The sequence below is a fragment of the Acidovorax sp. NPDC077693 genome (assembly GCF_044542805.1).
GTDB lineage: Bacteria > Pseudomonadota > Gammaproteobacteria > Burkholderiales > Burkholderiaceae_C > Acidovorax.
Genome location: NZ_JBITVD010000009.1, coordinates 233,329 through 259,704, shown reverse-complemented (window position 1 = coordinate 259,704; position 26,376 = coordinate 233,329). Strand labels below are relative to the sequence as shown.

Here is a 26,376-nt window from a genome sequence, read left to right as displayed (position 1 = left end):
CACACTGCCCCATTGAAGCCCCTTTGCCCGGAGATCGGCCGCAACGTGCAACCCAAACACACCGAACAGGACGACGCCCGCCTGCATGCGGCGCTCACCGCCGCTGACTGGCCGCTCCTCACCCGCCTGTGCCGCCAGACGCTGCGCAAGAACGGGCGACACCTCACCGCGCACCGCCTGCTGGGCTTCTCGCTGAACAAGCAGCGTGATTTCGATGGCGCGCTCAAGGCCTACAAGCAGGCGCGGATCTACTGGCCGGACGATGCCGAGTTGCTCGTCAACTACGCCAACATCCTGATCGAGCACGCCTACAACATCGACGCCCTGCCGCTGCTGGAGAAGGTGTGCGCCCTGCGCCCCCTGCAGGCCATCGCCTGGATCAAGCTGGCCGAGTGCTGCTACCTGATCAACCTGCACGACAAGGGTTTTGCCGCCAGCCAGGAAGCCGCCAGGCTGGCGGACACGCTCCACGACCAGGTGGCGGCCCTGATGCAGAGCGCCATCCACCGGCGCGAGCTGGGCCAGGTGCGCGAGGCCGTGCACGACTGCGAGAAAGCCATCGCGCTGCGCCCCAACGACCCGGGCAACTACACCAACCGGCTGCTGTTCATGCTGGCGGACCCCCAGGTGGATGCGTCCCAGCTGTCGGTGGCGGCGCGGCACTTCGGCAGCGTGTTCGAGCCCCCGCTGCGGCCCGAGTGGCCCCATTTCGACGCGCACCGCGGCCCGCCGTGGCGGCGCCTCAAGATCGGGTTCCTGTCGCCCGACTTCCGGGTGCACGCGGTGATGTACTCGGTGGAAGGCCTGCTGGCACAGCTCGACCGGCGGCAATTCGAGGTCTATGCCTTCTTCCTGTTCCCCCGCTCCGACCATGTCACGGACCGCGTGGAGCGCCATGTCGACCATTTCGTGCGGCTGGCCGGGTTCACGCCGGAGCAGCAGGCAAAAGCCATCCATGCGCACGACATCGACATCCTGATCGACCTGGCCGGCCACACCGGCAACAACGGGCTGCTGGCCCTGGCCCACAAGCCCGCCCCCGTCCAGGTGTCCTGGCTCGGGTTTCCGGCCACGACCGGGCTGGAGGCGGTCGACTACAAGTTCTCCGACGAGATCACCGACCCGCCCGGGGCCGAGACGCAATACACCGAGCACCTCTACCGGTTGCCGACGCTGTTCGCCTGCTACCGGCCCATGAGCCGCAACCCCCTGTGGCGCTACCAGCCCCGCTACCAGGTGCGCACGTCGCCCGCGGTGAGCAACGGCTTCGTCACCTTCGGCAGCTGCAACAACCTGGGCAAGCTCACGGACGAGGTGCTGGCGCTGTGGGGCAGGATTCTTGCGGCCGTGCCTGATTCCCGATTGCTGATCGAAGGCAAGAACCTCGACCGCCCCGAGTTCGCGCAGGCCTACCGCGACCGGTGCGAGCGGCTGGGGCTGCCCCCGGCGCGCGTAGACCTGGTGGCGCTCAGCCACGACAACCAGTACCTCACCTACCACCGCATCGACATCGCGCTGGACCCGTTTCCGCTGACCGGCGGCACCACCACCTTCGACGTGCTGTGGATGGGCGTGCCCATCGTTTCCATGGTGGGCGAGAGCTTCAAGAGCCGCATGGGCGTGGGCATGCTCACCTACCTGGGCCGCACCGAGTGGCTGGCCGAGACGCCGGACGACTACGTGCGCATCGCGGCGGGCCTGGCGGCCGACGTGCCGGCGCTTAACGACCTGCGGCTCAGCCTGCGCGGCGAGACGGAGAACTCGCCCCTGATGCGCGAGGACCTGTACAACCAGTGCTTCGGCGAGGGCCTGCGGGTCATGTGGCTGCAGTGGCTGGCCCGGGCCGAGCACCCGGACGACCCCGAGGCGCAGGAGCAGGCCATCCAGACCTGGGTGCAGCAGTATCCGCAGGAGTGGACGCAGCCCCCTGTGCCCGGCGTGGGCCTGAAGCCCGGCCACCGGGTGAGCCTGCACGAAGCCCACCAGCTCCTGCAGGACCTGGTGGAAAAAGCCAAGGCGGCGCCCCCAACGCCTGCGGCGCCGGGACCGGCGCAAGGTGTCACGGGCCGCCACTGGGTGGCCGTGACGGAACTGGCGGAGCTGGTGCTCAGCGCCGTGCCACACGACCCTGTGGCCCTGGCCTGCCTGGCCGAGGTGGAGCATGCCCATGGACATACCGAGTTTGCGGTGACCTACCTGCAGCACGCCACGCAGGCGATGGGGATGGGCGTCGCGGCCGGCTGATCGATGAGTTGATTGACAGACGACGCGCGTAGGTTCGCCGTCGCCGTCGCCGTGGTCGCGTCAGAGCCGGAAGATGTCCTGCAAGGCGTCGCGCCGGGTGGGCTTGAAGCTCACCTTGCCGGCGTCGGCCGGGTACACGGTGCAGTGCCCCGGCGTGCTGGTGTTGACCAGGCTCGTGCCCTGCGACAGCACCGTGGCATCGCCCACCTGGCAGCCGCCGATGATGGCGGTGCCGGGGTACATCACGACCCCCTCTCCCAGCACCGGCGCCACGCCGTGGTTCTTGCCCACCGTGGAGTTCTGGTAGATCACCAGGTAGTTGCCGTAGGTGGCCTTGGCAAAGACGATGCCGACGGAATGGCCGATGAAGAACACCGGCGGCAGCTCGATTTCATAAAAGAGGTCGATGCCGTTCAGCGCCTTGTTCAGCAAGAAGAGTCGCGTGGGCGTGTCGGCGTTGCCCGTGCTGCGCCAGATGGTGTGTGCCAGCAAGTACAGAAAGCTGCAGTACTGCGTGGAGTGCAGCGGGTCGAAGCAGTCCTGCCGCCAGGGCCGAACTGCATTGATGCACGTGTGCAGCCGGTGCAGCGCCTCGTCCAGATGCGCATCGATGTCGGGGCGCGGGTCGAAGTCGTCGGGCAGGGTGTTGTGCAGCTGCTGCACCACGTAGCGCAGCAACCGGTCGCGGTCCATCCGCAAGATGTCCATGGTGGGGTCTCCCAAGGCGGTGCGCCGCAGCCGCTTAATCAGTCAATCGGTCAGTCAGTCATTCAGGCCGCGGGCAGCTGCAATTGCATGTACACCAGGCTGGCCGGCGCGCCGACCGCCGCGGGGTCTTCGTTCCAGTCCACGCCGCCCGGCACGGTGGTCGCGACGATGGGCACGCGCTGGTATTCCTGAAAACCCACCTTGCGGTAGAACTCGACCGCCGGGTTGTCCGACCGCACCCGCACCGCCAGGGTCTGCAGCCCCAGCGCGTCGCGGGCCCAGCGCATCAGCACCAGCAGCGAGGCCTTCATCAACCCCGGGGGCGACGCCCCGCCGCTCACGATGGCGTCGGCCTCGCCGTACCCCCGCTGCCAGTCGATGAAGCCCAGGCCCACATGCCCCACGCGCGCGCCGTCCAGGGTCTCCACCATGAACAGCATCTTGCCCGGGTTGCCATGGACCGCTCCGGCCAGCCAGGCCGCCGTGCGCTCGGGGGTGGAGACGAATTCGGTCAGGAAGGATTTGACGTGGCGATTGCGCCAGTCCGTCAGCAGCTGCGCGTCCAGGGCATCGGTGTGCCCGGGCACGGTGGCGATGGGCCGCACGACCGCCGCCAGCGGTTGCCCCACCGGCAGCACCAGGCCGGGCTCGCCGGCGCGGGCCGTCTGCTTGATCGCAGCGAAAAGCTGCTGTCCAGGAGTGGGTGCTTGCATGGCCGCCCCCCGTTCGTCAGGCTTGCTCGAAGTAGCGGCGCACCTGCTCGGCCACGGCGTCCACCGTGTCCAGCGACATGCGCGAGTGCAGGGGCAGCGAGAGAATGCCCTTGCCCACGCTGTCCGTCACCGACAGGTCGCCGGCGCGGCAGTCCTTCCACAGCGAGAACCAATGGCCCGGCTGCCAGTGGATGCCCGTGTCGGCGCCATTGGCCTTCAGAAAGTCGCGCAGCGCATCGCGGTGCTCCGCCGGCACGCGGATGTAGTACAGGAACGGGTTCACATCGGCAAAGTCGGTCGCGGGCGTGCGCACCTGTGCGATGCCCTGCAGCTTTTCGTTGTAGCGGCGCGATGCCGCCTGGCGGCTCGACTTGATCACGTCGAGCTTGCCCAGCTGCGCCAGGCCGATGGCGGCGTGCATGTTGAGCATGTGGTAGCGAAAGCCTACCCGCTCGACGTCGAACGTCCAGGCGCGCTTGTTCTGGTACATCACCTCGGCAGGCTGCTGCATGCCGAGCAGGCGCAGTTCGTGCACGCGGCGAAGCTCCTCTTCAGTGCGCACGACCACGGTGCCACCGTCCAGGCAGGTCACGGTCTTGACCGGGTCGTGGCTGAACACGCAGATGTCCGAAAAGCTGCCGACCATGCGGCCCTTGTAGCTGGAGCCGAACGAGTGGGCCGCGTCGTGGATGACGCGCAGTTTGTGGCGTTCTGCAAACGCGGCAATCTCCTCGTGGTTGCTGATGATGCAGTCGTAGTCCATCACGATGATGGCCTTGGTGCGCGGGCCCACCAGGGACTCGGCCTTGGCGAGGTCCAGCTCGAGCGTGTCGTCGGTGCAGTCGCAGAACACGATGTCCGCCCCCACCCAGGTGATGGCCTGGTAGTCGGCCGAGCAGTTGAAGGCCGACACGATCACCTCGTCACCCGGGCCCACGCCCGCCAGCAGCAGCGCGATGTGCAGGCCCGCAGTGCCGGTGCTCACCGCGGCCACATGGCGGTCGGGGGCCTGCAGGATCTCTTTTACCTTTTTCTCGAAACCCGACACGTAGCTGCCCATGCCGAGCCATCCCAGCTCCAGCGACTCTCGGCTGGCATCGATTTCTTCCTGTTCGATCAAGGGCTTGAACATTGGGATCATGGTGGTCTCCTTCGGTTGTGTACGGTTCAGATGGGGCGTGGCGGGTGCGTTGCTTTGCGTCGCGGATGCGTAGGGAGCGCGTGAGGCGGCTACCAGACTTCCAGGCGGGGAACGGCCGTGACAAACTGCCCTCCCCATTCCCGTATGCCGCTCAGCTGCGCGCTGACTTCGTCCCGCAGGTTCCACGGCAGGATCAGCACGCGCTGGGGCCGGTGGGCGTGCAGGTGCGCCTCGCCCACCACCGGGATGCGGCTGCCGGGCAGGTACTGGCCTTGCTTGGCGGGGTTCTTGTCCACCACGTAGGCCAGCAAATCGGGCCGCACACCCGCGAAGTTGAGCAGGGTGTTGCCCTTGGCGGCTGCGCCATAGGCACCCACGGTGATGCCATCGGCCTGGCATTGCAATAAAAAAGTGAGCAGCTCGCGCTTGATGCGCAAGGCCTGGGCCTGGAAATCGCCATAAAAATCGGCACCCAGCAGCCCTGCAGCGGCCTCGGTGGCCAGCACCTGCCGCACATGGCTGGCGCCCTCGGCCGTGGCGTGCGGGTGGCCGGCCGCGTCGGCCCGGCCCGCGAACACGCGCAGGCTGCCGCCGTGGGTAGGCAGCTCCTGCACGTCCAGCACCACAAGGCCGTTGGCCGCGAAGATGCGCTCCACGGCGGTGAGCGACAGGTACGAGTAGTGCTCGTGGTAGGCGGTGTCGAACTGGCAGCCCTGCACCATGCGCAGCAGGTGCGGAAACTCGAACGTGGCCACGCCGTGGGGCTTGAGCAGCCGCGCAAAACCACCTACGAAGTCGTTGATGTCGGGCACATGCGCCAGCACGTTGTTCGCGGCGATCAGGTCGGCCTGGCGGCCGGCGGCGGCCAGTTCGTCGGCCAGGGCCACGCCGAAGAAGCGCTCGACCACCTCGATGCCTTTGGCGCGGGCCGCGGCTGCGGTGCTGGCCGTGGGCTCCACGCCGTAGCAGGGGATGCCCGCGGCCTGCACGTACTGCAGCAGGTAGCCGTCGTTGGAGGCGACCTCGACCACGCAGCTGTCGGCATTCAGCGCCAGGCGCTCGCGCATCGCGCCGACGTACGCATCGGCATGGGCCAGCCAGGACGACGAGAACGAGCTGAAGTACGCGTAGTCGTCGGTGAACAGCGCCTCGCGCCCGGCGTGGTCTTCGGTCTGCACCAGCCAGCAGGTCTCGCACACCAGCACGCGCAGCGGGAACCAGGTCTCGGGCGCGCGCAGCGCGGCCTCGGGCAGGTAGGCGTTGGACGGGGGCGCGCTGCCCAGGTCCAGGAACGGCAGTTGCAGCGGGCTGCCGCAGTGTCGGCACTTCACAGGCGCACTCCTTCGAATTCGGGGCCGGGCCCGTCGGTCAGCCAGGGCTGGCCCGCGTCGCGCGGCGACAGGCCCGCGGGCGGCAACGGCCAGGCGATGGCCAGGCGCGGGTCCAGCGGGTTCAGGCCCGCCTCGGCCCCTTGCACATGGGCGGCCGAGTGGCAGTACAGCAGCTCGGCCTGGTCGGTCAGGGCCTGAAAGCCGTGCGCGAAGCCCGGCGGGATGAGCAGCGCCGTGCCGTTGTCCGCCGACAGGCGCTCGGCATGCCACTGCAAGAAGGTGGGCGAGCCGTGGCGCAGGTCCACGGCCACGTCCAGCACCTCGCCGCGCAGGCAGGTCACGAGCTTCATCTCGGCATGCGGCGGGCGCTGGTAGTGCAGGCCGCGCACGGTGCCGGCGCGCGCCGTGTGGCTGTGGTTGATCTGCGCGATGGGATGCGTCCAGCCGGCGGCGGCCAGTTCGTCCGCGCAGAACAGGCGGGCGAAGAAGCCGCGCTCGTCGGCCAGCGGCTGCCGCTCTATGCGGAACAGCCCGGCCAGGGGCAAGGGTGTGCGGCCAAGGCGGCTCACGCCTGCGCCTCCCAGGCGGCGATGTCGGCCAGGCACAGCGTGCGGGCATCGGCGCCGCCGTGCTGCTGGCGGTACCAGTTCATGGTGCGGGCGACGGACGTGGTCAGCGCCCAGCGCGGCGCCACGCCCAGGGCCTGGCGGGCGTGGGCGGTTTCCAGCGCCAGCCAACCGGCTTCGTGCGGGCCATCACTATCATTTTCACAGCTTACGGCGCTTACTGGATAAGCGCCAGAGGCCATTTCGATCACATTTTTGACACTGGCTGCCTCGTGCGGCAGCGGCCCGAAATTGTAGGGGCCCGCCAGCGACGGGGCATCCCACAGGCGCTGCGCCAGCCGCAGGTAGGCGGCCAGGGGTTCGAGCACATGCTGCCAGGGGCGCGTGGCGTCCGGGCGGCGGATGTGCAGCGTCTCGCCCTTTTCCCAGGCGCGCACGGCGTCGGGCAGCAGGCGGTCCTGCGCCCAGTCGCCGCCGCCGATCACGTTGCCCGCCCGGGCCGTGGCCACGGCCACGCCCTGCGGCGCCAAAAAGGCGTCGCGGTAGCTGGCGGTGACCAGTTCGGCCGCGGCCTTGCTGGCGCTGTAGGGGTCGTGCCCGCCCAGCGGGTCGTCCTCGCGATAGGGGTAGGCCCATTCGCGGTTGCGGTAGACCTTGTCGGTGGTGACGACCAGGGCCACGCGCGCCTCGGGCAGGCCGCGCAGGGCATCGAGCACGTGGGCCGTGCCCATGATGTTGGTGGCCAAGGTGGCCAGCGGGTCGGCATAGCTTGCACGCACCAGCGCCTGCGCGGCCAGGTGCAGCACCACGTCGGGCCGCGCGGCGCGGATGCGCATCGCCAGGGCCTGCGGGTTGCACACGTCGCAGAAATGGCTGTCCATGCCCTCGTCCACCCGCGCCAGCGTGAACAGGTTGGGGTCGGCCGGGGGCGGCAGGGCCACGCCGGTGACCTGTGCGCCCAGGCGCTGCAGCCACAGGGCCAGCCACGCGCCCTTGAAGCCGGTGTGGCCCGTCAGCAACACGCGCTTGCCGCGCCAGAAGTCGGGATCAGGACGCATGGTGCTGCTGCCTTGGGGTTGTCGTCGTCGGGACTGCCGCCATCACCAGCGCTTCCAGGGCGCCTGGCCGCTTTGCCACAGGTCTTCGAGCAGGTTCTTCTCGCGCAGCGTGTCCATGGGCTGCCAGAAGCCGTGGTGCTCGTAGGCCATCAGCTCGCCGTCGCGCGCCAGCGTGTCCATGGGCTCGGCCTCCCAGGGGGTGGCATCGCCCTCGATGCGGCTGAGCACCCGCGGGGACAGCACGAAGAACCCGCCGTTGATCCAGCCGCCGTCGCCCCGCGGCTTTTCGACAAAACCTTCGACCCGGTCGCCGTCGCGCATCAGCGCGCCGTAGCGGCCGGGGGGCAGCACGGCGGTGACGGTGGCCAGCTTGCCGTGCGCGCGGTGAAAGGCGAACTGGGCGGGCATGTCGATGTCCGCCACGCCGTCGCCGTAGGTGAAGCAGAAGGGCTCGTCGGGCTCGAGGTATTCACCCACGCGCTTGAGGCGCCCGCCGGTCAGCGTGCTTTCGCCGGTGTCCACCAGGGTCACGCGCCAGGGCTCGGCGTGGCGGTGGTGCACTTCCATGCGGTTGTTGGCCATGTCGAAGGTCACGTCGGACATGTGCAGGAAGTAGTTGGCGAAGTATTCCTTGATGACGTAGCCCTTGTAGCCCAGGCAGATGATGAAGTCGTTCACACCATGGGCGGCATACATCTTCATGATGTGCCAAAGGATGGGCCGCCCACCGATCTCGATCATGGGCTTGGGGCGCAGGTGCGACTCTTCCGAGATGCGGGTTCCCAGTCCCCCCGCGAGCAGTACGGCTTTCATGCCCGCAGCATAGTGCAGCCCCCGCGGCGCCAAAAGGCCCAGTGGGCGCGCAAAAGCGCCCCAAATGCAGCGATTGATGCTGCCGCGAGGCAGGCGTGCGGGGCGCCCGCCCTGGCAAATGCTATCAAATAGATAGCTGCTGGCGCTTGCCAGAAGAGCGGCGCAGGCATGTTTGACTCCAATCTGCCGCCACAATGCCATGCAGGGACGCCGCCATGCCCTGCTGTCCTTCGCCGCGCCCGGGAGCAGTGGCCTTCCATCGCCCAGCCTCTGCATGGGCCGCGCCGACGCCGCCTTCTTGTGGCCGGCCGGCGGCGTGCCGGGCCGCAGTGTGACCGGGCGGCGGCATCGCTGCGCTGTTACACATTTCCGCCCATCGCACCCATGGCGCCGTTGCGTTGCAGCGCCATTTCCCCAAGAAGCCCTGTGATCTCCGCTCTCTTGATGCCATTTGGCGCTCTTCAATCCGATACATTTGCAGTAACCTTCGGTAAGCTGCACCGCCAGCCGCCGTGCCCCATCCGCCGTTCCCGGCCTCATCGCAGTTGCCGCCCAACACGTCCACAGCATGTTTGTCATCATCGGTTACGTCGTCTGCCTCGGCTGCATCTTCGGCGTGTACATCGTGCACGGGGGAAACATCAGCGTGATCCTGAAGGCGCTGCCCTTCGAGATCATCACCATCCTGGGCGGCGCCCTGGGCGCCTTCGTGGTGAACAACCAGCCCAAGGTGATCAAGGCCACCATGGCCGCCATTCCGATGGCACTCAAGGGCTCCAAGTACACCAAGGAGCGCTATATGGAGCTCATGGCGATGCTCTACGACATCCTGCAAAAGGCCCGCAAGGAAGGCCTGATGGCGATCGAAAAGGATGTCGAGGCGCCCCATGAATCCGAGATCTTCAAGAAATACCCCACGGTGGGCAGCGACCACCACGTGATCGAGTTCACCACCGACTACCTGCGCATGATGGTGTCGGGCAACCTTAATTCCCACGAGATCGAGGCGCTGATGGACAGCGAGATCGACACCCACCACCAGGAGGCGCACGCCCCCGTGGCCGCGCTGGCCCGGCTGGCCGGCGCCCTGCCCGCCTTCGGCATCGTGGCCGCCGTGCTGGGCGTGGTGAACACCATGGGCTCGGTGGGCCAGCCGCCGTCGGTGCTGGGCGGCATGATCGGCTCGGCGCTGGTGGGTACGTTCCTCGGGATCTTGCTGGCCTACGGCGTGGTCGAGCCCCTGGGCGGCCTGGTCGAGCAAAAGACCGAGGACGCCGCCAAGGAACTGCTGTGCATCAAGTCCACCCTGCTGGCCAGCATGCAGGGCTACAACCCCGCCACGGCCATCGAGTTCGGCCGCAAGGTGCTGTTCTCCAACGTCCGCCCGAGCTTCTCCGAGCTCGAAGGGCATGTGAAAGGCAAGAAGTAGCAGGAGCGGCACGCCCCCTCCCCTGATTCCCGAGCGCCATGGCAGAAAAGAAGCTCCAGCCCATCATCATCAAGCGCATCAAGAAAGGCGGCCATGCGGTGCATGGCGGCGCCTGGAAGATCGCGTACGCCGACTTCGTGACGGCGATGATGGCGTTCTTTTTGCTGATGTGGCTGCTGGGCTCCACCGCCAAGGGCGAGCTGCAGGGGATCGCGGCGTACTTTTCTTCGCCGCTCAAGGTGGCCATGACCGGGGGCGACGGGTCGGGCAACAGCTCCAGCGTGATTCCTGGCGGCGGCAACGACCTGGCCAAGGTGCACGGCCAGGTGCGCCGCTCCGACGTGGAAGAGGCCAAACAGCGCCGCATGAGCATCGACGCCGCCCGGGCCGAGCGCGCCAAGCAGGACCTGGACCGCATCAAGGCCCTGGAGGCCAAGATCGACGCGCTCATCACCGAAAACCCGCGCCTGAACGAATACAAGTCGCAGATCCGCATCGACATCACCCCCGACGGCCTGCAGATCCAGATCATCGACGACCAGAACCGCCCCATGTTCGACAGCGGCAGTGCGTTGGTGAAACCCTACATGCGCGAAATTCTGCGCGAAATCGGCGCCGCCCTGAACAGCGTCGAAAACCGCATCAGCCTGGCCGGCCACACCGATGCCGTGCCGTATGGCAACAGCGACCGCGGCTACAGCAACTGGGAGCTGTCGGCCGACCGGGCCAACGCGTCGCGGCGCGAATTGGTCTCGGCCGGCATGCCAGACGCTAAACTGGGACGTGTGGTGGGCCTGGCGGCCAGCGATCTGCTGGAGCCAAAAAACCCGCGCGCTCCCGCCAACCGGCGCATCACCATCACGGTGCTGACCCGCGAAGCCGAAGAACGTCTCATGGGTAAAGGGATCCCCGAAATCACTTCCACAGAACTGTTGAATGAAAAGCGGGAAAATCCCCCCCCAGGCAGATGACGGTTACGACTTGTCACCAACGCTGCCGCCCATGACAATACTTACAGATACTTCCGACCGAAAGGGTCCCACGTGACCACAGCCCTTCGTTTTTTGATTGTTGACGACTTCTCCACCATGCGGCGCATCGTGCGCAACCTGCTCAAGGAAAGCGGTTTTGCCGATGCCGATGAAGCCGAGGATGGCGTTGCCGCGCTGAACAAGCTGCGCAACAGCAAGTTCGACTTCGTGGTCACCGACATCAACATGCCCAACATGAACGGGTTCCAGTTGCTGGCGGAGATCAAGAAGGACGACAAGCTCAAGCACTTGCCCGTCCTCATGGTCACCGCCGAAGCCCGCAAGGAAGACATCGTGGCCGCAGCCCAGGGTGGCGCAGCAGGCTACATCGTCAAGCCCTTTACCAAGGCCACGCTGGAAGAAAAGGTGACCTTGATTCTCAAGAAGATGGGGCTATGACATCATGGACGCCACACCGGACCACAGCCAACAGCCCGCCGAAGTCCATCAGAAGATCGGCCTGCTAACCCGGCAACTGCACGACTCGCTCAACGAACTGGGCTACGCCGACAAGCTGCGCGGCTCCATGGGCGAGCTGCCCGACGCGCAAAGCCGCCTGTCCTACATCGCCCGCCTGACCGGCGAAGCGGCGGAAAAGGTGCTCAACCGCGTGGAGCAGGCCAAGGCCCAGCACGACTACATCGCGGCGGAAACGCGCCGGGTGGTGACGTCCCTGGTCAAGGACCCCGTGGCCGCCGTGGCCAAGGGCGAGATCATGAACTTCCTGACCGACGTGGAGCGGGTGACCAAGGAAGCGGACACCCACCTCACCGAAATCATGATGGCCCAGGACTTCCACGACCTCACCGGCCAGGTGATCGCGCGCGTGGTGAACCTGGCGGCCAATATCGAAGAGCAGCTGGTGCAGCTGCTCATCCAGACGGCGCCGCCCAATGCCCAGGTGCCCGCCGTCGAGGCCAAGCCCGCGCACCTGCAGGGCCCGGTGGTCGACCCCGAAAACACGCCGGACGTGGTCACCGACCAGTCGCAGGTGGACGACCTGCTCGCCAGCCTCGGGTTCTGACCTCCCCCTGAGTCGCCTTCGGCGGCGTCCCTCTGTGGGGGGCGCACCCAGTGGCCTGGCAAAGCCAGTTGCACGGGTGCGCTGGCTTCGGACGCGCGGGTTTCGGAGGGCGCGCCTGTAGCTGGTCGCGCTGGCGCTTGGCGGGCCTGCAAAGGCCTCGCGGCACGGAAAAGCGGGCATCGACGCCCCCTTATCCACCTTTAGATTTCCGGGTCGCTCACGACAATGGCATGGCACCAGCCGTCATGCCATCATGGAATCCAGCCAAGAGAAAAACCTACCCGCGTCAGAGCGCAAACTGCAAAAAGCGCGCGAAGACGGCCAGGGTGCGCGCTCGCGCGACCTCTCGCACCTGGCGATCCTGGGTGCCGGCGCCGGTTGCATGCTGCTCCTGGCCCCGGCGCTGATGGAGCACATGCAGCTGGCCATGAGCCGCCAGCTGGCGTTCAACTCCGCCATCGTGATGGCGCCCGGCACCATGCTCAAGCGGCTGTCGGACATGGTGATCATCGGCATCATCGCCAGCGCGGTGTTCGCCATCCTCACCAGCGGCGCGGCCCTGATCAGCGCCATCGGCGCGGGCGGCTGGATCATGAGCAGCAAGCCCATCTCGCCCCAGTTCAACCGCCTGAACCCGATCTCGGGCGTGGCCAACCTCTTTTCCAAGCAGCAGATGGCCAACGTGGCCAAGATGGTGCTGATGACCGTGATCCTGAGCTACGTGGCCTGGAAGTTCATGGGCAACAGCATCGACACGGTCGCCATGCTGGTGCTGCAGCCCTCGCCCATGGCCATCCGCCAGCTGGCCGACTGGCTGACCTCCGGCATGAGCCTGCTGCTGCTGGTCGTGTTCCTGGCGGCGCTGGTGGACGTTCCGCTGCAGGCCTACTTCTTCAAGGCGCGCCTGAAGATGTCGCACGAGGAAATCAAGCAGGAGCACAAGGAGTCGGACGGCAACCCCCATATCAAGGGCCACATCCGCCAGAAGCAGCGCGAGATCGCCGAACGCGCCAGCGTCGGCGCCGTGCCCAAGGCCGACTTCGTGGTCATGAACCCCACCCACTACGCCGTGGCGCTCAAGTACGACGAAAAGACCATGGCCGCCCCCCAGGTGATCGCGCGCGGCACCGACCTCATCGCCCTGCGGATCCGCGACGTGGCCAAGGAGCACAACGTGCCCGTGCTGCAGTCGCCCATGCTGGCCCGCGCGCTGTATGCCCACGCCGAGCTCGACCAGGCCATCCCCGCCACGCTGTACACCGCCGTGGCGCAGGTGCTGGCCTACGTGTACCGCCTCAAGGCCGCGCTGCGCGGCGAAGGCCGCATGCCCGACAGCCTGGACGAGCCCTTCGTTCCGCCAGAGCTTGATCCGCTGAACCGCACCACCGTGCAAGGCACCGCCGTATGAATACCTCTGTAAAGTCTGTCCGGCTCTGGGCGGGCAACCACTCGAGCGCCCTTCAAGGCATGTCGGCGCCGCTGCTGGTGGTCGCCATCCTGGCGCTGATGGTGCTCCCGATCCCGCCGTGGCTGCTGGACGCATTCTTCACGCTGAACATCGCCGTCGCCCTGATGGTGATGATGGTGGCGGCGTACATGCTGCGCCCGCTGGATTTCGCGGCATTCCCCGCCGTCTTGCTGCTGACGACGCTGATGCGCCTGTCGCTCAACGTGGCCTCCACCCGGGTCGTGCTGCTGGAAGGCCACACCGGCCCCGGCGCGGCCGGTGCGGTGATCGAGGCCTTCGGGCACTTTCTGATCGGCGGCAATTTCGCCGTGGGCCTGATCGTGTTCGCCATCCTGGTGGTGATCAACTTCGTGGTGATCACCAAGGGCGCGGAGCGCATTGCCGAAGTGTCTGCCCGCTTTGCGCTCGACGCCATGCCGGGCAAGCAGATGGCGGTGGACGCCGACCTGAACGCCGGGATGATCGACGAAAAGGAAGCCAAGCGCCGGCGCGCCGAGGTCGCGGAAGAAGCGAACTTCTTCGGCTCCATGGACGGTGCATCCAAGTTCGTGCGCGGAGACGCCGTCGCCGGCATCCTGATCTTGCTGATCAACATCGTGGGCGGCTTTGCCATCGGCATGCTCCAGCACGGCCTGTCGGCCGGGCAGGCGGCCGACAGCTACATCCTGCTGGCCGTGGGCGATGCGCTGGTGGCGCAGATCCCCGGGCTGCTGATCTCGGTGGCCGCCGCGATGGTGATCTCGCGCGTGGGCAAGGACCAGGACATGGGCCGCCAGATCGTGGCGCAGCTGTTCATGTCGCCCCGCGTGGTGGGCGTGACGGCCGCCATCTTGCTGCTGCTGGGCATGATCCCCGGCATGCCGCACCTGGTGTTCCTGACCATGGGGGGCATGATGGCCTACGGCGCCTGGCTGCTGTACGAGCGCCAGAAGGTGCCGCCCGAAGTCGAGGCCCCGCCCGCCCCCGTGGCCGACGGCGAAGCCACCTGGGACGACCTGCAGCCCGTGGACCTGCTCGGCCTGGAGCTGGGCTACCGCCTGATCAGCCTGGTGGACAAGAGCCGCCAGGGCGATTTGCTCACCCGCATCAAGGGCGTGCGCCGCAAGTTCGCGCAGGAGGTGGGCTTCCTGCCCCCGGCCGTGCACGTGCGCGACAACCTGGAACTCAAGCCCAGCGGCTACCGCATCACCCTGCGCGGCGTGGTGGTGGGCGAAGGCGAAGCCTTCCCCGGCATGTTCCTGGCCATCAACCCCGGCGGCATCACCACGCCCCTGATCGGCACCCCCACGACCGACCCCGCGTTCGGCCTGCCCGCGCACTGGATCGACGACCGCCAGAAGGAAGCCGCACAAATGGCAGGTTTTACGGTCGTTGATTCCGAAACCGTGATGGCCACCCATTTGTCACACTTGATGCAAGTGCAAGCCGCCAAGCTCCTCAGTCGCACGGAAACGCAGCAACTGGTGGAACACGTGGCCAAGCTGGCCCCCAAGCTCATCGAAGAAGTGGTCCCCAAAATGGTCTCCATCGCAACGTTCCAGAAAGTCCTCCAGCTGCTGCTGGAGGAATCTGTGCACATCCGCGATATCCGCACCATCATCGAAACGCTGGCCGAGTTCGCCGGCGGCATCAGCGACCCCGTCGAGCTGGCCCGCCGCGTGCGCATTGCCCTGTCGCCCGCCATCGTCCAGCAGATCTACGGCCCGACGCGCGAGCTCAACGTCATCGCCATCGAGCCGGGCCTGGAGCGCCTCCTGGTGCAGGCACTGGGCAATGCCGCCGGCCCGGCCCTGGACCCCGGCGTCGCCGACATCCTGACCCAGAAGGCCGCCGAAGTGGCCCTCAAGCAGGAAGAAATGGGGCTGCCAGCCTGCCTGCTGGTGCCCGACCAGATCCGCAATGCCATCTCCCGCCTGGTGCGCCGCGTCGCGCCCCGCCTGCAGGTGCTGGCGCACAGTGAAATCCCCGAGACCCACACCATCCGCATTGGGCCGATCCTTAGAGGTGCATCAGCATGAACATCAAACGCTTTACCGCCCCCACGTCCCGGGAAGCTCTGGCCAAAGCACGCATGGCCTTTGGTGACGGCACCCTGATCCTGTCCAACCGCCCCACGGCCAATGGCGTCGAGGTGGTGGCCACGGCCGAGGACACGCTCTCGGCCCTGGATGGCAGCGGTGCGGGAGGCGGCGCGTCGCCTTCCTCCAACCCGCCCCTGCTGGCGCCCACGCCCCCCCGCAGCGCACCGCAGCGCGCCAGCCAGGGCGCAAGCCACAGCCAGGCCACCCTGTCCGCGCTGTCGGCCATGAACCGCAACCCCGTGGAAGAAGACACCGAGCAGCTCGCGATGAGCACTCTGTCCTTCCAGGACTATGTGCGCGAACGCATGCTGCGCCGCCGCCACGAAGCGCTGAACGGCCCGTCGGACCCGCCCACCCTGTCCGAGCGCAGCCGTGACGAAGCGCCCGAGCGCGAGCGCATCAGCAGCGCACCGGCCGTGGCGCGCCACAACCCGCTGCGCAGCATCCCCATGGACCTGCCGCCCGAGCAGCCCCGCCGCCGCCCCGAGCCCGCCGTGAGCCACGCCGTGCAGTCCGCCGCCAACCAGCAAAGCGTGATGACCGAGCTGCACGCGATGAAGGAGCTGATCGAAGACCGCTTCAACACGCTGGCGTGGCTGGGGCAGGCGCGCCAGAACCCCATCCAGTCCAACCTGATGCTCAAGATGATCCGCGCCGGCTACTCGCCCTCGCTGGCCCGTGCCGTGCTGGAGCGCATGCCCGAAGAGCTGTCGGCCGCCGAATCGGTGCGCTGGCTGATGGAAGTGCTGGAGCGCAACCTCAAGACCGACCTGGCCGAGACCCCGCTGTACGAGCAGGGCGGCATCTTCGCGCTGGTGGGCTCCACCGGCGTGGGCAAGACCACCACCACCGCCAAGCTCGCGGCCATGTGCGCCCGCATCCACGGCCCCGGCAGCGTCGGCCTGATCACGCTGGACACCTACCGCGTGGGCGCCCACGAACAGCTGCGCACCTACGGCCGCATGCTGGGCATCGTGGCCCACCTGGCCCACGACCGCGCCGCGCTGCAGGACCTGCTGGGCCTGCTGTCGGGCAAGAAGATGGTGCTCATCGACACCACCGGCGTCGCCCCGCGCGACCCGCGCAAGCGCGACATGCTCGACGTGCTGGACCTGCCGCACGTCAACCGCCTGCTGGTGCTCAACGCCGGCTGCCATGGCGACACGCTGGACGACGTGCTCACCGCCTTCAAGACCGACGGCTCGCAGCAGGCCATCCTGTCCAAGGTGGACGAAGCCGTCAAACTCGGCCCCGCGATCGACGCGCTCATCCGCCACCAGATGGTGCTGCGCGGCGTGACCAACGGCCAGCGCGTGCCCGAGGACTGGGAGCGCGCCGATGCCCACAAGCTCATCAACACCTCGATGCGCGCACCGGTGAAGTCGGCGTTCGACCCCAAGGCCAGCGACCTGAACTTCTTCTTCTCGCACTCGCCGGACGGCATCAACGAGCGAGGGCTGGTCGATGCTTGATATCGGATTCCACCAGGGCGCAAGCCTGCACAGCTTCACGCCGCAGTCCGAACTGCGCGTGGTGGCGGTCGCCAGCCAGGACAACGCCGGCACGGGCCTCGAAGCCCTGTGGCAGGTCTGCGCCATCCTGCAGCGCCTGGGCCACCAGGTCGTGGTGCTGGACGGCACGGCGCACGAGACCGACGACAGCCCCGGCTTGCTGCACCTGCTGCAGCAGGCGCCGTGGAACGACGGCGCGCACCTGAACATGGGCGCCGCGGCCTCGTCGCTGGCCGTGATACCGGCCGCCAAGGGCCTGCAGCTCGCGGCCCGCCGCGCCCAGGCCAACGAGACCGCGCCGCTGCACGGCCTGCTGCCGTACTTCAGGACGTATGGCCTGATGGTGCTGCACGCTCCCGCGTCCACGCTCGGCCCATTGCTCACGCACACGGCGACCATTCCGCTCGTCGTGATGGGCAACGATGCCGCGGGCGTGCTCAAGAGCTACAAGAGCCTCAAGCAGATCGCGGTGCACACCGGCCTGCCCTGCATGGTGGCCGGCCTGCTGCACGGCAACACCGCCGCCGAGCGCAGAAAGACCCAGGGCGCCCTGCAGACCCTGCAGGAGTGCGCCGAACAGCACCTGTGCGGCCCCGTGCGCACCACGACCATCGCCACGCAAAGCCCGCAGGACCTGCAGCGCCTGGCCTTGCAACTGCTGGAAAATGCGGGCACTATCAGTGAATCGATGACCGCGCTCCCGCACCACAATCCGACAGGCATGCCTGCGCATTTCTTTGCTCGGAGCCACTGATCAGATGTACACCGCCAAAGGCCAGCTCGATCGTGACGCGATGATCCGCCAGCATGTTCCGCTGGTTCGCAGGATCGCGCACCACATGATCGCCAAGCTGCCCCCCAATGTGGAGCTGGACGACCTGATCCAGGTCGGCATGATGGGCCTGGCGGAGGCGCTGTCGCGCTACGAGGTGGCGCAGGGCGTGCAGTTCGAGACCTTTGCCACCCAGCGCATCCGCGGCGCCATGCTCGACGAGCTGCGCGAGGGCGACTGGATGAGCCGCAGCTCGCGCAAGAGCCAGAAAGACATCGAGCACGCGGTGCACCGCCTGGAGCAAAAGCTCGGCCGCAGCCCGCTCGAATCCGAGATCGCCGACGAAATGGGCATGGAACTGCCCGAGTACCAGACCCTGCTGGGCAAGGTCCGGGGCACCCAGCTGGTGTACCTGGAGGACATGACCCACAACGAGGACGACGACGGTTTCCTCGACCGCCACGTGGCGGACGGCGACGCCGACCCCATGGAGATGCTGCGCGACCAGCGGCTCAAGGTGTCCCTGGTCAACGCCATCAAGAGCCTGCCCGAGCGCGAGCAGCACATCATGGGCATGTACTACGAGCACGACATGAATCTCAAGGAGATCGCGGCCGTGCTGGGCGTGACCGAGTCACGGGTGTGCCAGCTGCACAGCCAGTCCATCGCCCGGCTGCGGGCGAAGATGAGGGCGCACTAGCCGCTCCCCCCTGAGCGGCTGCGCCGTTTCCCCCCTGAGGGGGACGCCACCCGTGGACTGGCGCGGAGCCAGATCCACGGTGGCACTGGTATTTGGGCTGCGACCGTATTTACGGGCATTGCGCAACGCCGAACTCCCACGTACTGAGCACCGGTTTGCTATCGATAAAATAGCTGCTGGCGCTTGGCTGGCGTTGGATTGAACCGGTTTTTCTTTTCAAACGCAGGCGCAGCAAGCGCGGGCAGCTATCTTGTTTGAGTTACGGCTCGACTCAACCCGCCGATTTGTAGATGCGTGCCACGCCAGCCTTGCCGGGCTGGGCGGCGCGGCCGTCGCCGTAGGTGGCGGGGGTGCCGGCCTGGGGGATCATGCTGGCGACCTGGCGGTCGGCATTGGCGGACAGGCGGGCGAGGCCGTCGCGGTGGTTGGCCAGCCTGTCGCTGATGGCGTCCACCCGTTTTTTCAATTGTGCAGGCAGGGGCAGGCCGCGCTGCGCGGACTGCTCCAGCGCATAGGTGAACTGCGCCGCTGCGTCCCGCAGGGCGATGCTGTGCTTTTCCAGGGTTTGGGGATCTGCCGCCAGGAGCGCGGCGGAGACTTTTTCGATCAGCTGTTCAACAGCCGAGAGGGATTCTTCCAGCGACATGGCGCATTGTGCGATGAACCGTGCTGGTATGCCAAGTGATGTTCAGTGCGCTCGTTGAACCCCGGCGTTCGTGGTGGGGTTCAACCGCGCGAGCGGGACAGGATCTCCTGGGCGTTGGAGAGCATCTTGTCGGCAATGGCTTCGGCATCCACCGAGAACGTGCCTTTTTCGATCGCCGTGCGCACGGCCTTCACCTTGCTGGCATCGAAATCGGCCGTGGTGCGGGCCGTCTGGTCGAGGGCACGGGCCGCGGTCGACACCGTGACAGGCACGCCGACGGCCGACGCCGTCAGTGCGTCTTTCGTGGCTCCTTCCGCAGCGGTTGCCGGCGGCTTGGCTTGCTTGGCAAGCCCTGTCTGCAGCAACCCGCCCGGGAGTTCCGGTTTTTGACCAATCTTCATCGCTCTCTCCACCACCCCGTTCGATGTGGGGCACAGTAGCAATGTTTTCGACCCATTTGGCGGGGACTTTAGCGATTTATCGCGGTCCGGTCATCAAAGAGTGACATCGATTGTCCCGTTTTCGCTCACAGTGCCACTGACTATTCGGCCATTGTCCATGCGGATACGGACAATCTGCCCCACCGACCCCGCCGACATGGCCTGCCCCGCGGACGTGACCGCATAACCCGGCCCCTGGGCCACCACCTTCACCTGGGCGCCTGCGCGAAACAGGTTGGGGGCACGCACCATGCTCTGGCGCAGCGCCTGCCCGGGCACCAGCTGGCGCGCCGCAATCTGCCCCACCCACAGGTCCGGGTTGGCCATGACCGGGGCGGACTCCGCCGCCCAGTCCACTTCCGCCTCGGTCGCGTCGGCAGCGGTCAGGACGGCGCCCGGCGCCACGGCGCTGGTCAGCACCCACGCGGGGCCGAAGGCCTTGACTGTAACCGGAAGATACACGTTCCAGGCCGTCTGGCCTTCCACGCACCGCAGCCCCAGGCGCGTGCGCCCCCACAGGCGCGAGCCCACCGGCAGATAGGGCTCGACCCGCGCACAGGGCGCCAGCCGCAGCCGGGAATCCAGCGAGCCCACGCTCACTTCCATGCGCAGCGGCAAGCCGGCGGGCTGGTTGCGCGCGAGGGCATCGTCCAGCCAGCGCTGGGTCAGCGGCCCCAGGTCCGCCGCAGGATCTGCCGCCGCCTGGGCGCGGGCCGAGCCCACGGAGCACAGCGCCGCGCCCAGCAGCACCGCAGCGGCCAGGGCGCCCCGCAGGGCGGAGCGCGCAGGCCGTGCCGGCACCGGGTGCAGGGCGGCGAATGAAAGGGAGGGAAAGCGGGGGGACGGTGTCGATGGCATGGGGGCCTCCTGGGCATCGCGGGGGGTCTTCGCGAGTCTTCACGGGTCTTCTCGCAGAGGGCGGCAAAGACTATTTCACGACTGGAACTATAGGCAGGCCCGGCCGGTGCAAAACCCGAAACTGCGCGCCCATTTCCGCGTTCTTCGCGCTTTAGAAAAAACCCACGCTCTCCACAATCGAGCCACGCCGGAAAACCCCCTGGACCGGCGTCTTTGCACTCCAGGGCCCGAGGCAAACATGCTCGACAAGATGACCAACCGGCTGGACTTCCACGGCAACGCACTGATCCTGCGTTCCGAGCGCCAGCGTGCCATCGCCAGCAACATTGCGAATTCGGACACCCCCGGCTACGTGGCGCGCGACTTCAAGTTCAGCGAAGCGCTGAAAGAAGCCACGGGCGAGAGCAGCACGGGCACCGGCTCGGGCTTCACCACCCGGCTCACCGCGGGTTCCGTGGGTACCGCCGGCACCACCGACGCGCGCCACATGCCCCTGCCCACCAGCCGCATGAGCGGCGAGCTGGGCGCCAAAGGCACGCTGGGCTATGCGGTGCAGACCCAACCCGCGCTGGACAACAACACGGTCGACCTGGACCGCGAACGCGCCAATTTCGTCGACAACGCCGTGCGCTACGAAGCCACGCTGCGGTTCATCAACGGCAACGCCAAAACCATGCTCAGTGCCATCCAGGGCCAATAAGCAGACGCCCCCCGCACCGAGCGCAGAAAGCGAGTCACCCCATGTCCATGTTCTCCATCTTCAATGTGTCGGGCAGCGCCGTCAGTGCGCAGTCGCAACGGCTCAACGTGGTGGCCAGCAACCTGGCCAACGTCGATGCGGTGGCCGGCCCCGACGGCAAGGCCTACAAGGCCCGCCAGGTGATGTTCCAGACGGAGCCCATGGGCGCGGACAGCTCGGCCGGCGTGCGCGTGACGGGCATCAACGAAAGCAACACCCCTGGCCGCAAGGTGCACGACCCGAGCCACCCGTCCGCCGACGAGCAGGGCTACGTCACGCACTCCAACGTCAACGCCGTGGAGGAGATGGTCAACATGATCTCCGCCTCCCGCTCCTACCAGAACAACGTCGAGGTCATGAACACGGCCAAGTCGCTGCTCCTCAAGACCCTGCAGATGGGCCAGTAACCCTAGGACGCCACCATGATCCTCAACTCCACCACCAGCGCACCCACGGTCACCGACGCGACCGGCGGCACCAAGGCGAACGCCGCCACCGACCCGGCGGCCGCGCAGGACCGGTTCCTCAAGCTGCTCGTCGCGCAGCTGAACAACCAGGACCCGATGAACCCGCTGGACAACGCCCAGATGACGTCGCAGATCGCGCAGATCAACACCGTCACCGGCATCCAGCAGCTCAACCAGACCATGCAGAGCATGTCCGAGCAGTTCAACTCGCTGCAGGTCATGCAGGGCACCACGCTCATCGGCCGCAACGTGATGACCGAGGGCTCGACCATCGCCGTGGCCGACAAGGTCGGCAAGGGCGGCTTCGAGCTGCCCTCGGCCGCCACGAACGTGAAGATCGAGGTCACCACCGCCGGTGGCCAGGTGGTGGACACGATCGACCTGGGCGCCAAGGGCGCAGGCCGCCACACCTTCGAGTGGGACGCCAGCAAGTACACCGGCGCAACCGACGCGCTGCAGTTCCGCGTCAGCGCCGTCAATGGCTCGGCCAAGCTGTCGAGCACGCCGCTGGCGCTGTCCAAGGTCACGGCTGCGGGCGCCGAGGACGGCCAGCTCATGCTGACCCTGGCCAACGGCAAGTCCATCAGCTACAGCCAGATCAAGGCCCTGGTGTAACGCCGGCCCGTCCCCCCTCTTTTTCTTCGCGTCCATAGGAGAACACCATGAGTTTCCAGCAAGGCCTGTCGGGCTTGAACGCCGCCAGCAAAAACCTCGATGTCATCGGGCACAACATCGCCAACTCCAACACCGTGGGCTTCAAGGCCTCGCGGGCCGAGTTCGCCGAGATGGTCGCGTCGGCGATCGGCTCGGCCGGTGGCACCAACGCCGGCATCGGTGTGGAAGTCGCCGCGGTGTCGCAGCAGTTCACGCAGGGCAACCTCACGATCACCGGCAACAGCCTCGATGTAGCCATCAACGGCAACGGCTTCTTCACGCTGACCATGCCCGATGGCACGCCTGCCTACACCCGCTCCGGCAACTTCAAGCTGGACAAGGAAGGCAACATGATCACCAACGACAACGCCAAGGTGATGGGCTACCCGGTGGACCCGACCACCGGCCTGCGGTCGGGCACCGACCCGATCCCGATGGTCTTCCCCACGGCCGAGCCGATTCCGGCCAAGCAGACCACCAAGATCACCGCCGCGTTCAACCTGCCGGCCACCGCCACCGACGCTGCCGGCGACCCGGCCGCCACGCCGCCCGTTCCGGCCACGCCGCGCGCCACCTACGGCACGTCGATCAACGTGTTCGACAGCCAGGGCGTGCCCAAGCCGGTCAACCTGTACTTCCAGAAGACCGCGACCGACAACACCTGGGACGTGTACGACGCGCTCGACGACCCCACGGCCGTGCCGCCGGTGGTGGCCACGCCGATCGGCCAGATCACGTTCGACAACAACGGCGCCATCACCGGCCCCGCCGCCACGCCGCCCGCCACCGGCTTCTCGCTGCCGCTGACCGTCAACCCCACGCCACCGAACCCCAACAACCTGCCCACCTTCACCGTGGACGTGGGCCTCGACAAGGTGTCCCAGAGCGGCAACAAGTTCGCGGTGTCCAACCTCAGCCAGGACGGCTACACCACGGGCGAGCTCACCGGCATCAATATCGAGAACAACGGGATGATCATGACCCGTTACTCCAACGGCGTGACCCGTGCCGAAGGCCAGGTCGCCCTGTCGAGCTTCCGCAACACGCAGGGCCTGGCCTCGGTGGGCGGCAACAACTGGGTGGCCACGTTCGAATCCGGCCAGCCGGTGGCGGGCACCGCGACCGACGGCAACTTCGGCTCGCTGCGCTCGGGGGCCCTGGAAGACTCCAACGTCGACCTGACCGCAGAGCTCGTGAACATGATGACCGCGCAGCGGGCCTACCAGGCCAACGCGCAGACGATCAAGACGCAAGACCAGGTGATGTCCACCCTGGTGAATTTGCGCTGATCGACCTGATCGACCTGATCACCCGCCACTGACCCTGCACTGGACTTCGGAAAGCACCTATGGACCGCATCATCTACACCTCGATGACAGGCGCCAACGCGGCCGCCCACCGGCAGTCCGTGCTGTCCAACAACCTGGCCAACGCGTCCACGCAGGGTTTTCGCGCGGAGATGTCCACCTTCCGCTCGGTGCCCATGCAGGGCGACGGCTCCAAGACCCGCGTCTTCGCGCTCGAAGCCACCTCGGGCTACGTGAACACACCCGGCCCGGTGCAGCGCACGGGCCGCAACCTCGATGCCATGGCCGCCGGCAACGCCTGGTTCGCGGTGCAGGGTCTGGATGGCACCGAGGCCTACACCCGCGCGGGCAGCTTCGAAGTCTCGGCCACGGGCCAGCTGCTCACGCCCACCGGGCTGCCCGTGCTGTCCGACGGCGGCGCGCCCATCGACGTGCCACCCGGGGCGGATGTCTCGCTGGGCAGCGACGGCACCATCACCGCCAAGATCGCAGGCCAGGCCGCGCAGAACATCGGCCGCCTGAAGCTGGCCACGCCCACGGCGGAAGACCCGCTCAAGCGCGGCGACGACGGGCTGTTTCGCGCCGCGTCGGGCGACCCCCTGCCCAACGACGCCAATGCCCGCATGCTGTCCGGCGCGCTCGAAGGCTCCAACGTGAACCCGGTGGAGAGCATGGTCGGAATGATTGCCGCATCGCGCCAGTTCGAGCAGCAGATGCGCCTCTTGCAGACCGCCGAGGCCAACGACAAGACCGCCAGCCAGTTGCTGAGCATGAACGGCTGAAGCGGCTCTGACCGCCGCCACGCCATAAGGAAGCACCATGATCAACTCCCTCTGGATCGCCAAGACCGGCATGTCTGCCCAGCAGACCCAGCTCGACGTCATCTCGCACAACCTGGCCAACGTCTCCACCACCGGCTACAAGCGCAACAACGCGGTGTTAAGACCTGATCTACCAGAACCTGCGCCAGGTGGGCGCCGCCACCACCGAGCAGAACCAGCTGCCCACCGGCCTGCACCTGGGCCTGGGCGTGCGCACCGTGGCCACCAGCCGCAACTTCGTGCAGGGCAGCCTGCAGGAGTCGAAGAACAACCTGGATGTGGCCATCAACGGCAACGGCTTCTTCGAAGTGACCATGCCCGACGGCACCATCGGCTACACCCGCGACGGCTCGTTCCAGGTCGATGCGCAGGGCCGCATGGTCACCTCCAGCGGCCTGCCCGTGGCCAACGGCATCACCGTGCCCGCCAACGCCACCAGCATCACCATCAGCGCCGACGGCGTGGTGTCCGCCACCGTGCAGGGCAACACCCAGCCCCAGCCCCTGGGCAACCTGGCGATGGCCGCATTCATCAACCCGGCAGGCCTGGAGCCCATCGGCCAGAACCTGTTCAAGGAATCCGCCGCCTCGGGCCAGCCCCAGCAGGGCACGCCCGGCACCAACGGCCTGGGCATCCTGAAGCAGGGCTTTCTGGAAGCCTCTAACGTGAACGTGGTGGAAGAACTGGTGACCATGATCCAGACCCAGCGCGCCTACGAAATGAATTCCAAGGCCATCCAGACCTCCGACCAGATGCTGGCCAAGCTCGCACAGCTGTGACGATGAAGATGAAGATGACGACAGGAGCCTTTGCCATGCTGCAGTTCAACCGCCTTCTCGCCCTGCCCGCCGCCCTCGGTGCGCTGGTGCTCACCGGCTGCGCCACCATGTCGCCGCCCCCGCCTGTGGACATCCTGCCCACCACGCCGCCGCCCATCGCCGCAGTGCAGCGCACACCAGCGCCGGTGACCGGCAGCCTGTTCCACAACGCCAGCTACCGGCCTGCGTTCGAAGACCGCCGCGCGCGCCTGGTGGGCGACAACGTGACGATCATGATCGTGGAGAACGTGACGGCCAGCCAGAAGTCGTCGTCCACGGTGGACCGCACCTCCGAAGCCAAGGCCGGCATCACCAACCTGCCCTTCGTGAAGAAGTCGCTCAGCGACGTGACCACGCTGGGCGCGGGCTCGGAGAACACCTTCTCCGGAAAGGGCGGCACGGAAAGCGCCAACACCTTCACCGGCTCGATCACCGCCACCGTGGTGGACGTGCTGCCCAACGGCCACCTGGTCGTGACGGGCGAAAAGCAGATCGGCGTGAACCAGAACGTGGATGTGCTGCGCTTCTCCGGCACCATCGATCCGCGCGCCCTGCAGCCCGGCAGCATCGTGAACTCGACCCAGGTGGCCAACGTGCGCGTCGAGTCGCGCGGCCGCGGGGCGCAGAACGAAGCCCAGGCCATGGGGTGGATGAACCGGATCTTCAATACCATCACGCCGTTCTAGAGTTCCACCCCCTGAGGCGCTGCGCGCCTTCCCCCTCTCTCTACGCGCTGCGCGCTCCGGGAGGGGGACGCCGCCAGCGCGGCGGGGCGGCCCTTGCGCGGCGGCCCTCGCCTGGGGCGCGCCAGTTTTTACGAGCGTTGTTTCTGGACGCGCCCGGGCTCCAATACCGGGGGCATGGAGACTTCGTACGTCTGGGCGCTGTAGCGCTCCCACTCCATCATTGCTACACAATTCATAGCTACTGGCGCTTATCCATCAAGCGGCAGAGGCTATTTTTATTCATATCCACCTCCCTCGTGCGGCACCGGCGCCTGCCTGGATTTCCGCGCGCCGCTGGCCGTTCCCCACCC

General features: G+C 67.1%; 26 protein-coding genes and 1 pseudogene. 17 read left to right on the top strand and 10 right to left on the bottom strand.

The annotated features are described in order from the left end of the window. The first annotated feature begins 45 nt into the window (after window positions 1–45). Complete coding sequence (locus tag ACIGHN_RS14975; RefSeq protein WP_396505006.1) at window positions 46–2,244, top strand: acetylglucosamine transferase; 2,199 nt, start codon at window positions 46–48, stop codon at window positions 2,242–2,244. A gap of 60 nt (window positions 2,245–2,304) precedes the next feature. Here ACIGHN_RS14975 and ACIGHN_RS14970 read toward each other — a convergent pair whose 3' ends face one another. The 7 genes from ACIGHN_RS14970 to rfbF form a co-directional block, all read right to left on the bottom strand. Beyond that, entirely contained in the window at window positions 2,305–2,952 is a 648-nt protein-coding gene (locus ACIGHN_RS14970) for a hypothetical protein (protein ID WP_396505005.1), read from the bottom strand. A gap of 62 nt (window positions 2,953–3,014) precedes the next feature. Beyond that, window positions 3,015–3,665: a GNAT family N-acetyltransferase gene (locus ACIGHN_RS14965; protein ID WP_396505004.1), complete on the bottom strand. Its 651-nt coding sequence runs from the start codon at window positions 3,663–3,665 to the stop codon at window positions 3,015–3,017. A gap of 16 nt (window positions 3,666–3,681) precedes the next feature. Continuing rightward, window positions 3,682–4,806: a DegT/DnrJ/EryC1/StrS aminotransferase family protein gene (locus ACIGHN_RS14960; protein ID WP_056420036.1), complete on the bottom strand. Its 1,125-nt coding sequence runs from the start codon at window positions 4,804–4,806 to the stop codon at window positions 3,682–3,684. Window positions 4,807–4,895: 89 nt separating this feature from the next. Continuing rightward, window positions 4,896–6,137: a class I SAM-dependent methyltransferase gene (locus ACIGHN_RS14955; protein ID WP_396505003.1), complete on the bottom strand. Its 1,242-nt coding sequence runs from the start codon at window positions 6,135–6,137 to the stop codon at window positions 4,896–4,898. Further along, entirely contained in the window at window positions 6,134–6,706 is a 573-nt protein-coding gene (locus tag ACIGHN_RS14950; protein WP_396505002.1) for a dTDP-4-dehydrorhamnose 3,5-epimerase family protein, read from the bottom strand. Before ACIGHN_RS14950 ends, ACIGHN_RS14955 begins: the two co-directional genes overlap by 4 nt. Next, window positions 6,703–7,761 carry a CDP-glucose 4,6-dehydratase gene (gene rfbG, locus ACIGHN_RS14945; protein WP_396505001.1) on the bottom strand — a complete coding sequence of 353 codons (1,059 nt, stop codon included), beginning with the start codon at window positions 7,759–7,761 and terminating at the stop codon, window positions 6,703–6,705. Before rfbG ends, ACIGHN_RS14950 begins: the two co-directional genes overlap by 4 nt. 42 nt (window positions 7,762–7,803) lie before the next feature. Continuing rightward, a complete protein-coding gene (gene rfbF, locus ACIGHN_RS14940) occupies window positions 7,804–8,574 on the bottom strand; it encodes a glucose-1-phosphate cytidylyltransferase (RefSeq protein WP_056173053.1) in 771 nt (256 codons plus the stop codon). Between the two features lie 568 nt (window positions 8,575–9,142). Between rfbF and motA the strand changes: the two genes are divergently transcribed. From motA to ACIGHN_RS14895, 9 genes are all read left to right on the top strand, one after another. Then, window positions 9,143–10,003: a flagellar motor stator protein MotA gene (motA, locus tag ACIGHN_RS14935; protein WP_056420049.1), complete on the top strand. Its 861-nt coding sequence runs from the start codon at window positions 9,143–9,145 to the stop codon at window positions 10,001–10,003. Between the two features lie 38 nt (window positions 10,004–10,041). Continuing rightward, complete coding sequence (gene motB, locus ACIGHN_RS14930; RefSeq protein WP_056420052.1) at window positions 10,042–10,974, top strand: flagellar motor protein MotB; 933 nt, start codon at window positions 10,042–10,044, stop codon at window positions 10,972–10,974. Window positions 10,975–11,046: 72 nt separating this feature from the next. Then, complete coding sequence (gene cheY / locus ACIGHN_RS14925) at window positions 11,047–11,433, top strand: chemotaxis response regulator CheY (RefSeq protein ID WP_010466076.1); 387 nt, start codon at window positions 11,047–11,049, stop codon at window positions 11,431–11,433. Between the two features lie 4 nt (window positions 11,434–11,437). Next, window positions 11,438–12,058, top strand: coding sequence for a protein phosphatase CheZ (locus ACIGHN_RS14920; RefSeq protein WP_056420054.1), 621 nt, complete (start codon window positions 11,438–11,440; stop codon window positions 12,056–12,058). Window positions 12,059–12,311: 253 nt separating this feature from the next. After that, window positions 12,312–13,466 carry a flagellar biosynthesis protein FlhB gene (locus tag ACIGHN_RS14915; RefSeq protein WP_056420057.1) on the top strand — a complete coding sequence of 385 codons (1,155 nt, stop codon included), beginning with the start codon at window positions 12,312–12,314 and terminating at the stop codon, window positions 13,464–13,466. Further along, window positions 13,463–15,544 (top strand): flagellar biosynthesis protein FlhA, encoded by a 2,082-nt coding sequence (gene flhA, locus ACIGHN_RS14910; protein WP_056420060.1) that lies wholly within the window; start codon window positions 13,463–13,465, stop codon window positions 15,542–15,544. The genes ACIGHN_RS14915 and flhA overlap by 4 nt, the downstream gene beginning before the upstream one ends. Continuing rightward, a complete protein-coding gene (flhF, locus tag ACIGHN_RS14905; RefSeq protein WP_056423170.1) occupies window positions 15,541–17,079 on the top strand; it encodes a flagellar biosynthesis protein FlhF in 1,539 nt (512 codons plus the stop codon). The genes flhA and flhF overlap by 4 nt, the downstream gene beginning before the upstream one ends. Continuing rightward, complete coding sequence (locus ACIGHN_RS14900) at window positions 17,072–17,872, top strand: hypothetical protein (protein WP_396505000.1); 801 nt, start codon at window positions 17,072–17,074, stop codon at window positions 17,870–17,872. Before flhF ends, ACIGHN_RS14900 begins: the two co-directional genes overlap by 8 nt. A gap of 4 nt (window positions 17,873–17,876) precedes the next feature. Continuing rightward, window positions 17,877–18,590 carry an RNA polymerase sigma factor FliA gene (locus tag ACIGHN_RS14895; RefSeq protein WP_056420068.1) on the top strand — a complete coding sequence of 238 codons (714 nt, stop codon included), beginning with the start codon at window positions 17,877–17,879 and terminating at the stop codon, window positions 18,588–18,590. 271 nt (window positions 18,591–18,861) lie between these two features. On the opposite strand, the gene ACIGHN_RS14890 is transcribed toward ACIGHN_RS14895, so the two are convergent. The 3 genes from ACIGHN_RS14890 to flgA all read right to left on the bottom strand — a co-directional run bounded on the left by ACIGHN_RS14890 (window position 18,862) and on the right by flgA (window position 20,534). Next, window positions 18,862–19,236 carry a hypothetical protein gene (locus ACIGHN_RS14890; RefSeq protein WP_056420071.1) on the bottom strand — a complete coding sequence of 125 codons (375 nt, stop codon included), beginning with the start codon at window positions 19,234–19,236 and terminating at the stop codon, window positions 18,862–18,864. A gap of 80 nt (window positions 19,237–19,316) precedes the next feature. Beyond that, the gene (gene flgM / locus ACIGHN_RS14885; RefSeq protein WP_396504999.1) at window positions 19,317–19,637 is read right to left on the bottom strand and encodes a flagellar biosynthesis anti-sigma factor FlgM; all 321 of its coding nucleotides are present in this window, start codon (window positions 19,635–19,637) and stop codon (window positions 19,317–19,319) included. A gap of 93 nt (window positions 19,638–19,730) precedes the next feature. After that, window positions 19,731–20,534, bottom strand: coding sequence for a flagellar basal body P-ring formation chaperone FlgA (gene flgA / locus ACIGHN_RS14880; protein WP_396504998.1), 804 nt, complete (start codon window positions 20,532–20,534; stop codon window positions 19,731–19,733). 238 nt (window positions 20,535–20,772) lie between these two features. Here flgA and flgB point away from each other — a divergent pair, with 238 nt between their 5' ends. The 7 genes and pseudogenes from flgB (at window position 20,773) to ACIGHN_RS14845 (ending at window position 26,026) form a co-directional block, all read left to right on the top strand. Continuing rightward, on the top strand, window positions 20,773–21,234 hold the full coding sequence (gene flgB / locus ACIGHN_RS14875; RefSeq protein ID WP_056420080.1) for a flagellar basal body rod protein FlgB: 462 nt from the start codon (window positions 20,773–20,775) through the stop codon (window positions 21,232–21,234). A gap of 41 nt (window positions 21,235–21,275) precedes the next feature. Next, window positions 21,276–21,680 carry a flagellar basal body rod protein FlgC gene (flgC, locus tag ACIGHN_RS14870; RefSeq protein WP_056420084.1) on the top strand — a complete coding sequence of 135 codons (405 nt, stop codon included), beginning with the start codon at window positions 21,276–21,278 and terminating at the stop codon, window positions 21,678–21,680. Between the two features lie 15 nt (window positions 21,681–21,695). Next, on the top strand, window positions 21,696–22,355 hold the full coding sequence (locus tag ACIGHN_RS14865) for a flagellar hook assembly protein FlgD (RefSeq protein WP_056420088.1): 660 nt from the start codon (window positions 21,696–21,698) through the stop codon (window positions 22,353–22,355). A gap of 47 nt (window positions 22,356–22,402) precedes the next feature. Next, a complete protein-coding gene (gene flgE / locus ACIGHN_RS14860) occupies window positions 22,403–23,683 on the top strand; it encodes a flagellar hook protein FlgE (RefSeq protein WP_056420091.1) in 1,281 nt (426 codons plus the stop codon). Window positions 23,684–23,742: 59 nt separating this feature from the next. Then, on the top strand, window positions 23,743–24,483 hold the full coding sequence (flgF, locus tag ACIGHN_RS14855) for a flagellar basal-body rod protein FlgF (RefSeq protein WP_056420094.1): 741 nt from the start codon (window positions 23,743–23,745) through the stop codon (window positions 24,481–24,483). A gap of 37 nt (window positions 24,484–24,520) precedes the next feature. Then, window positions 24,521–25,301 (top strand): annotated as a pseudogene (gene flgG, locus ACIGHN_RS14850) (flagellar basal-body rod protein FlgG). A gap of 8 nt (window positions 25,302–25,309) precedes the next feature. Continuing rightward, on the top strand, window positions 25,310–26,026 hold the full coding sequence (locus ACIGHN_RS14845) for a flagellar basal body L-ring protein FlgH (RefSeq protein ID WP_396505020.1): 717 nt from the start codon (window positions 25,310–25,312) through the stop codon (window positions 26,024–26,026). Window positions 26,027–26,376 lie beyond the last annotated feature (350 nt).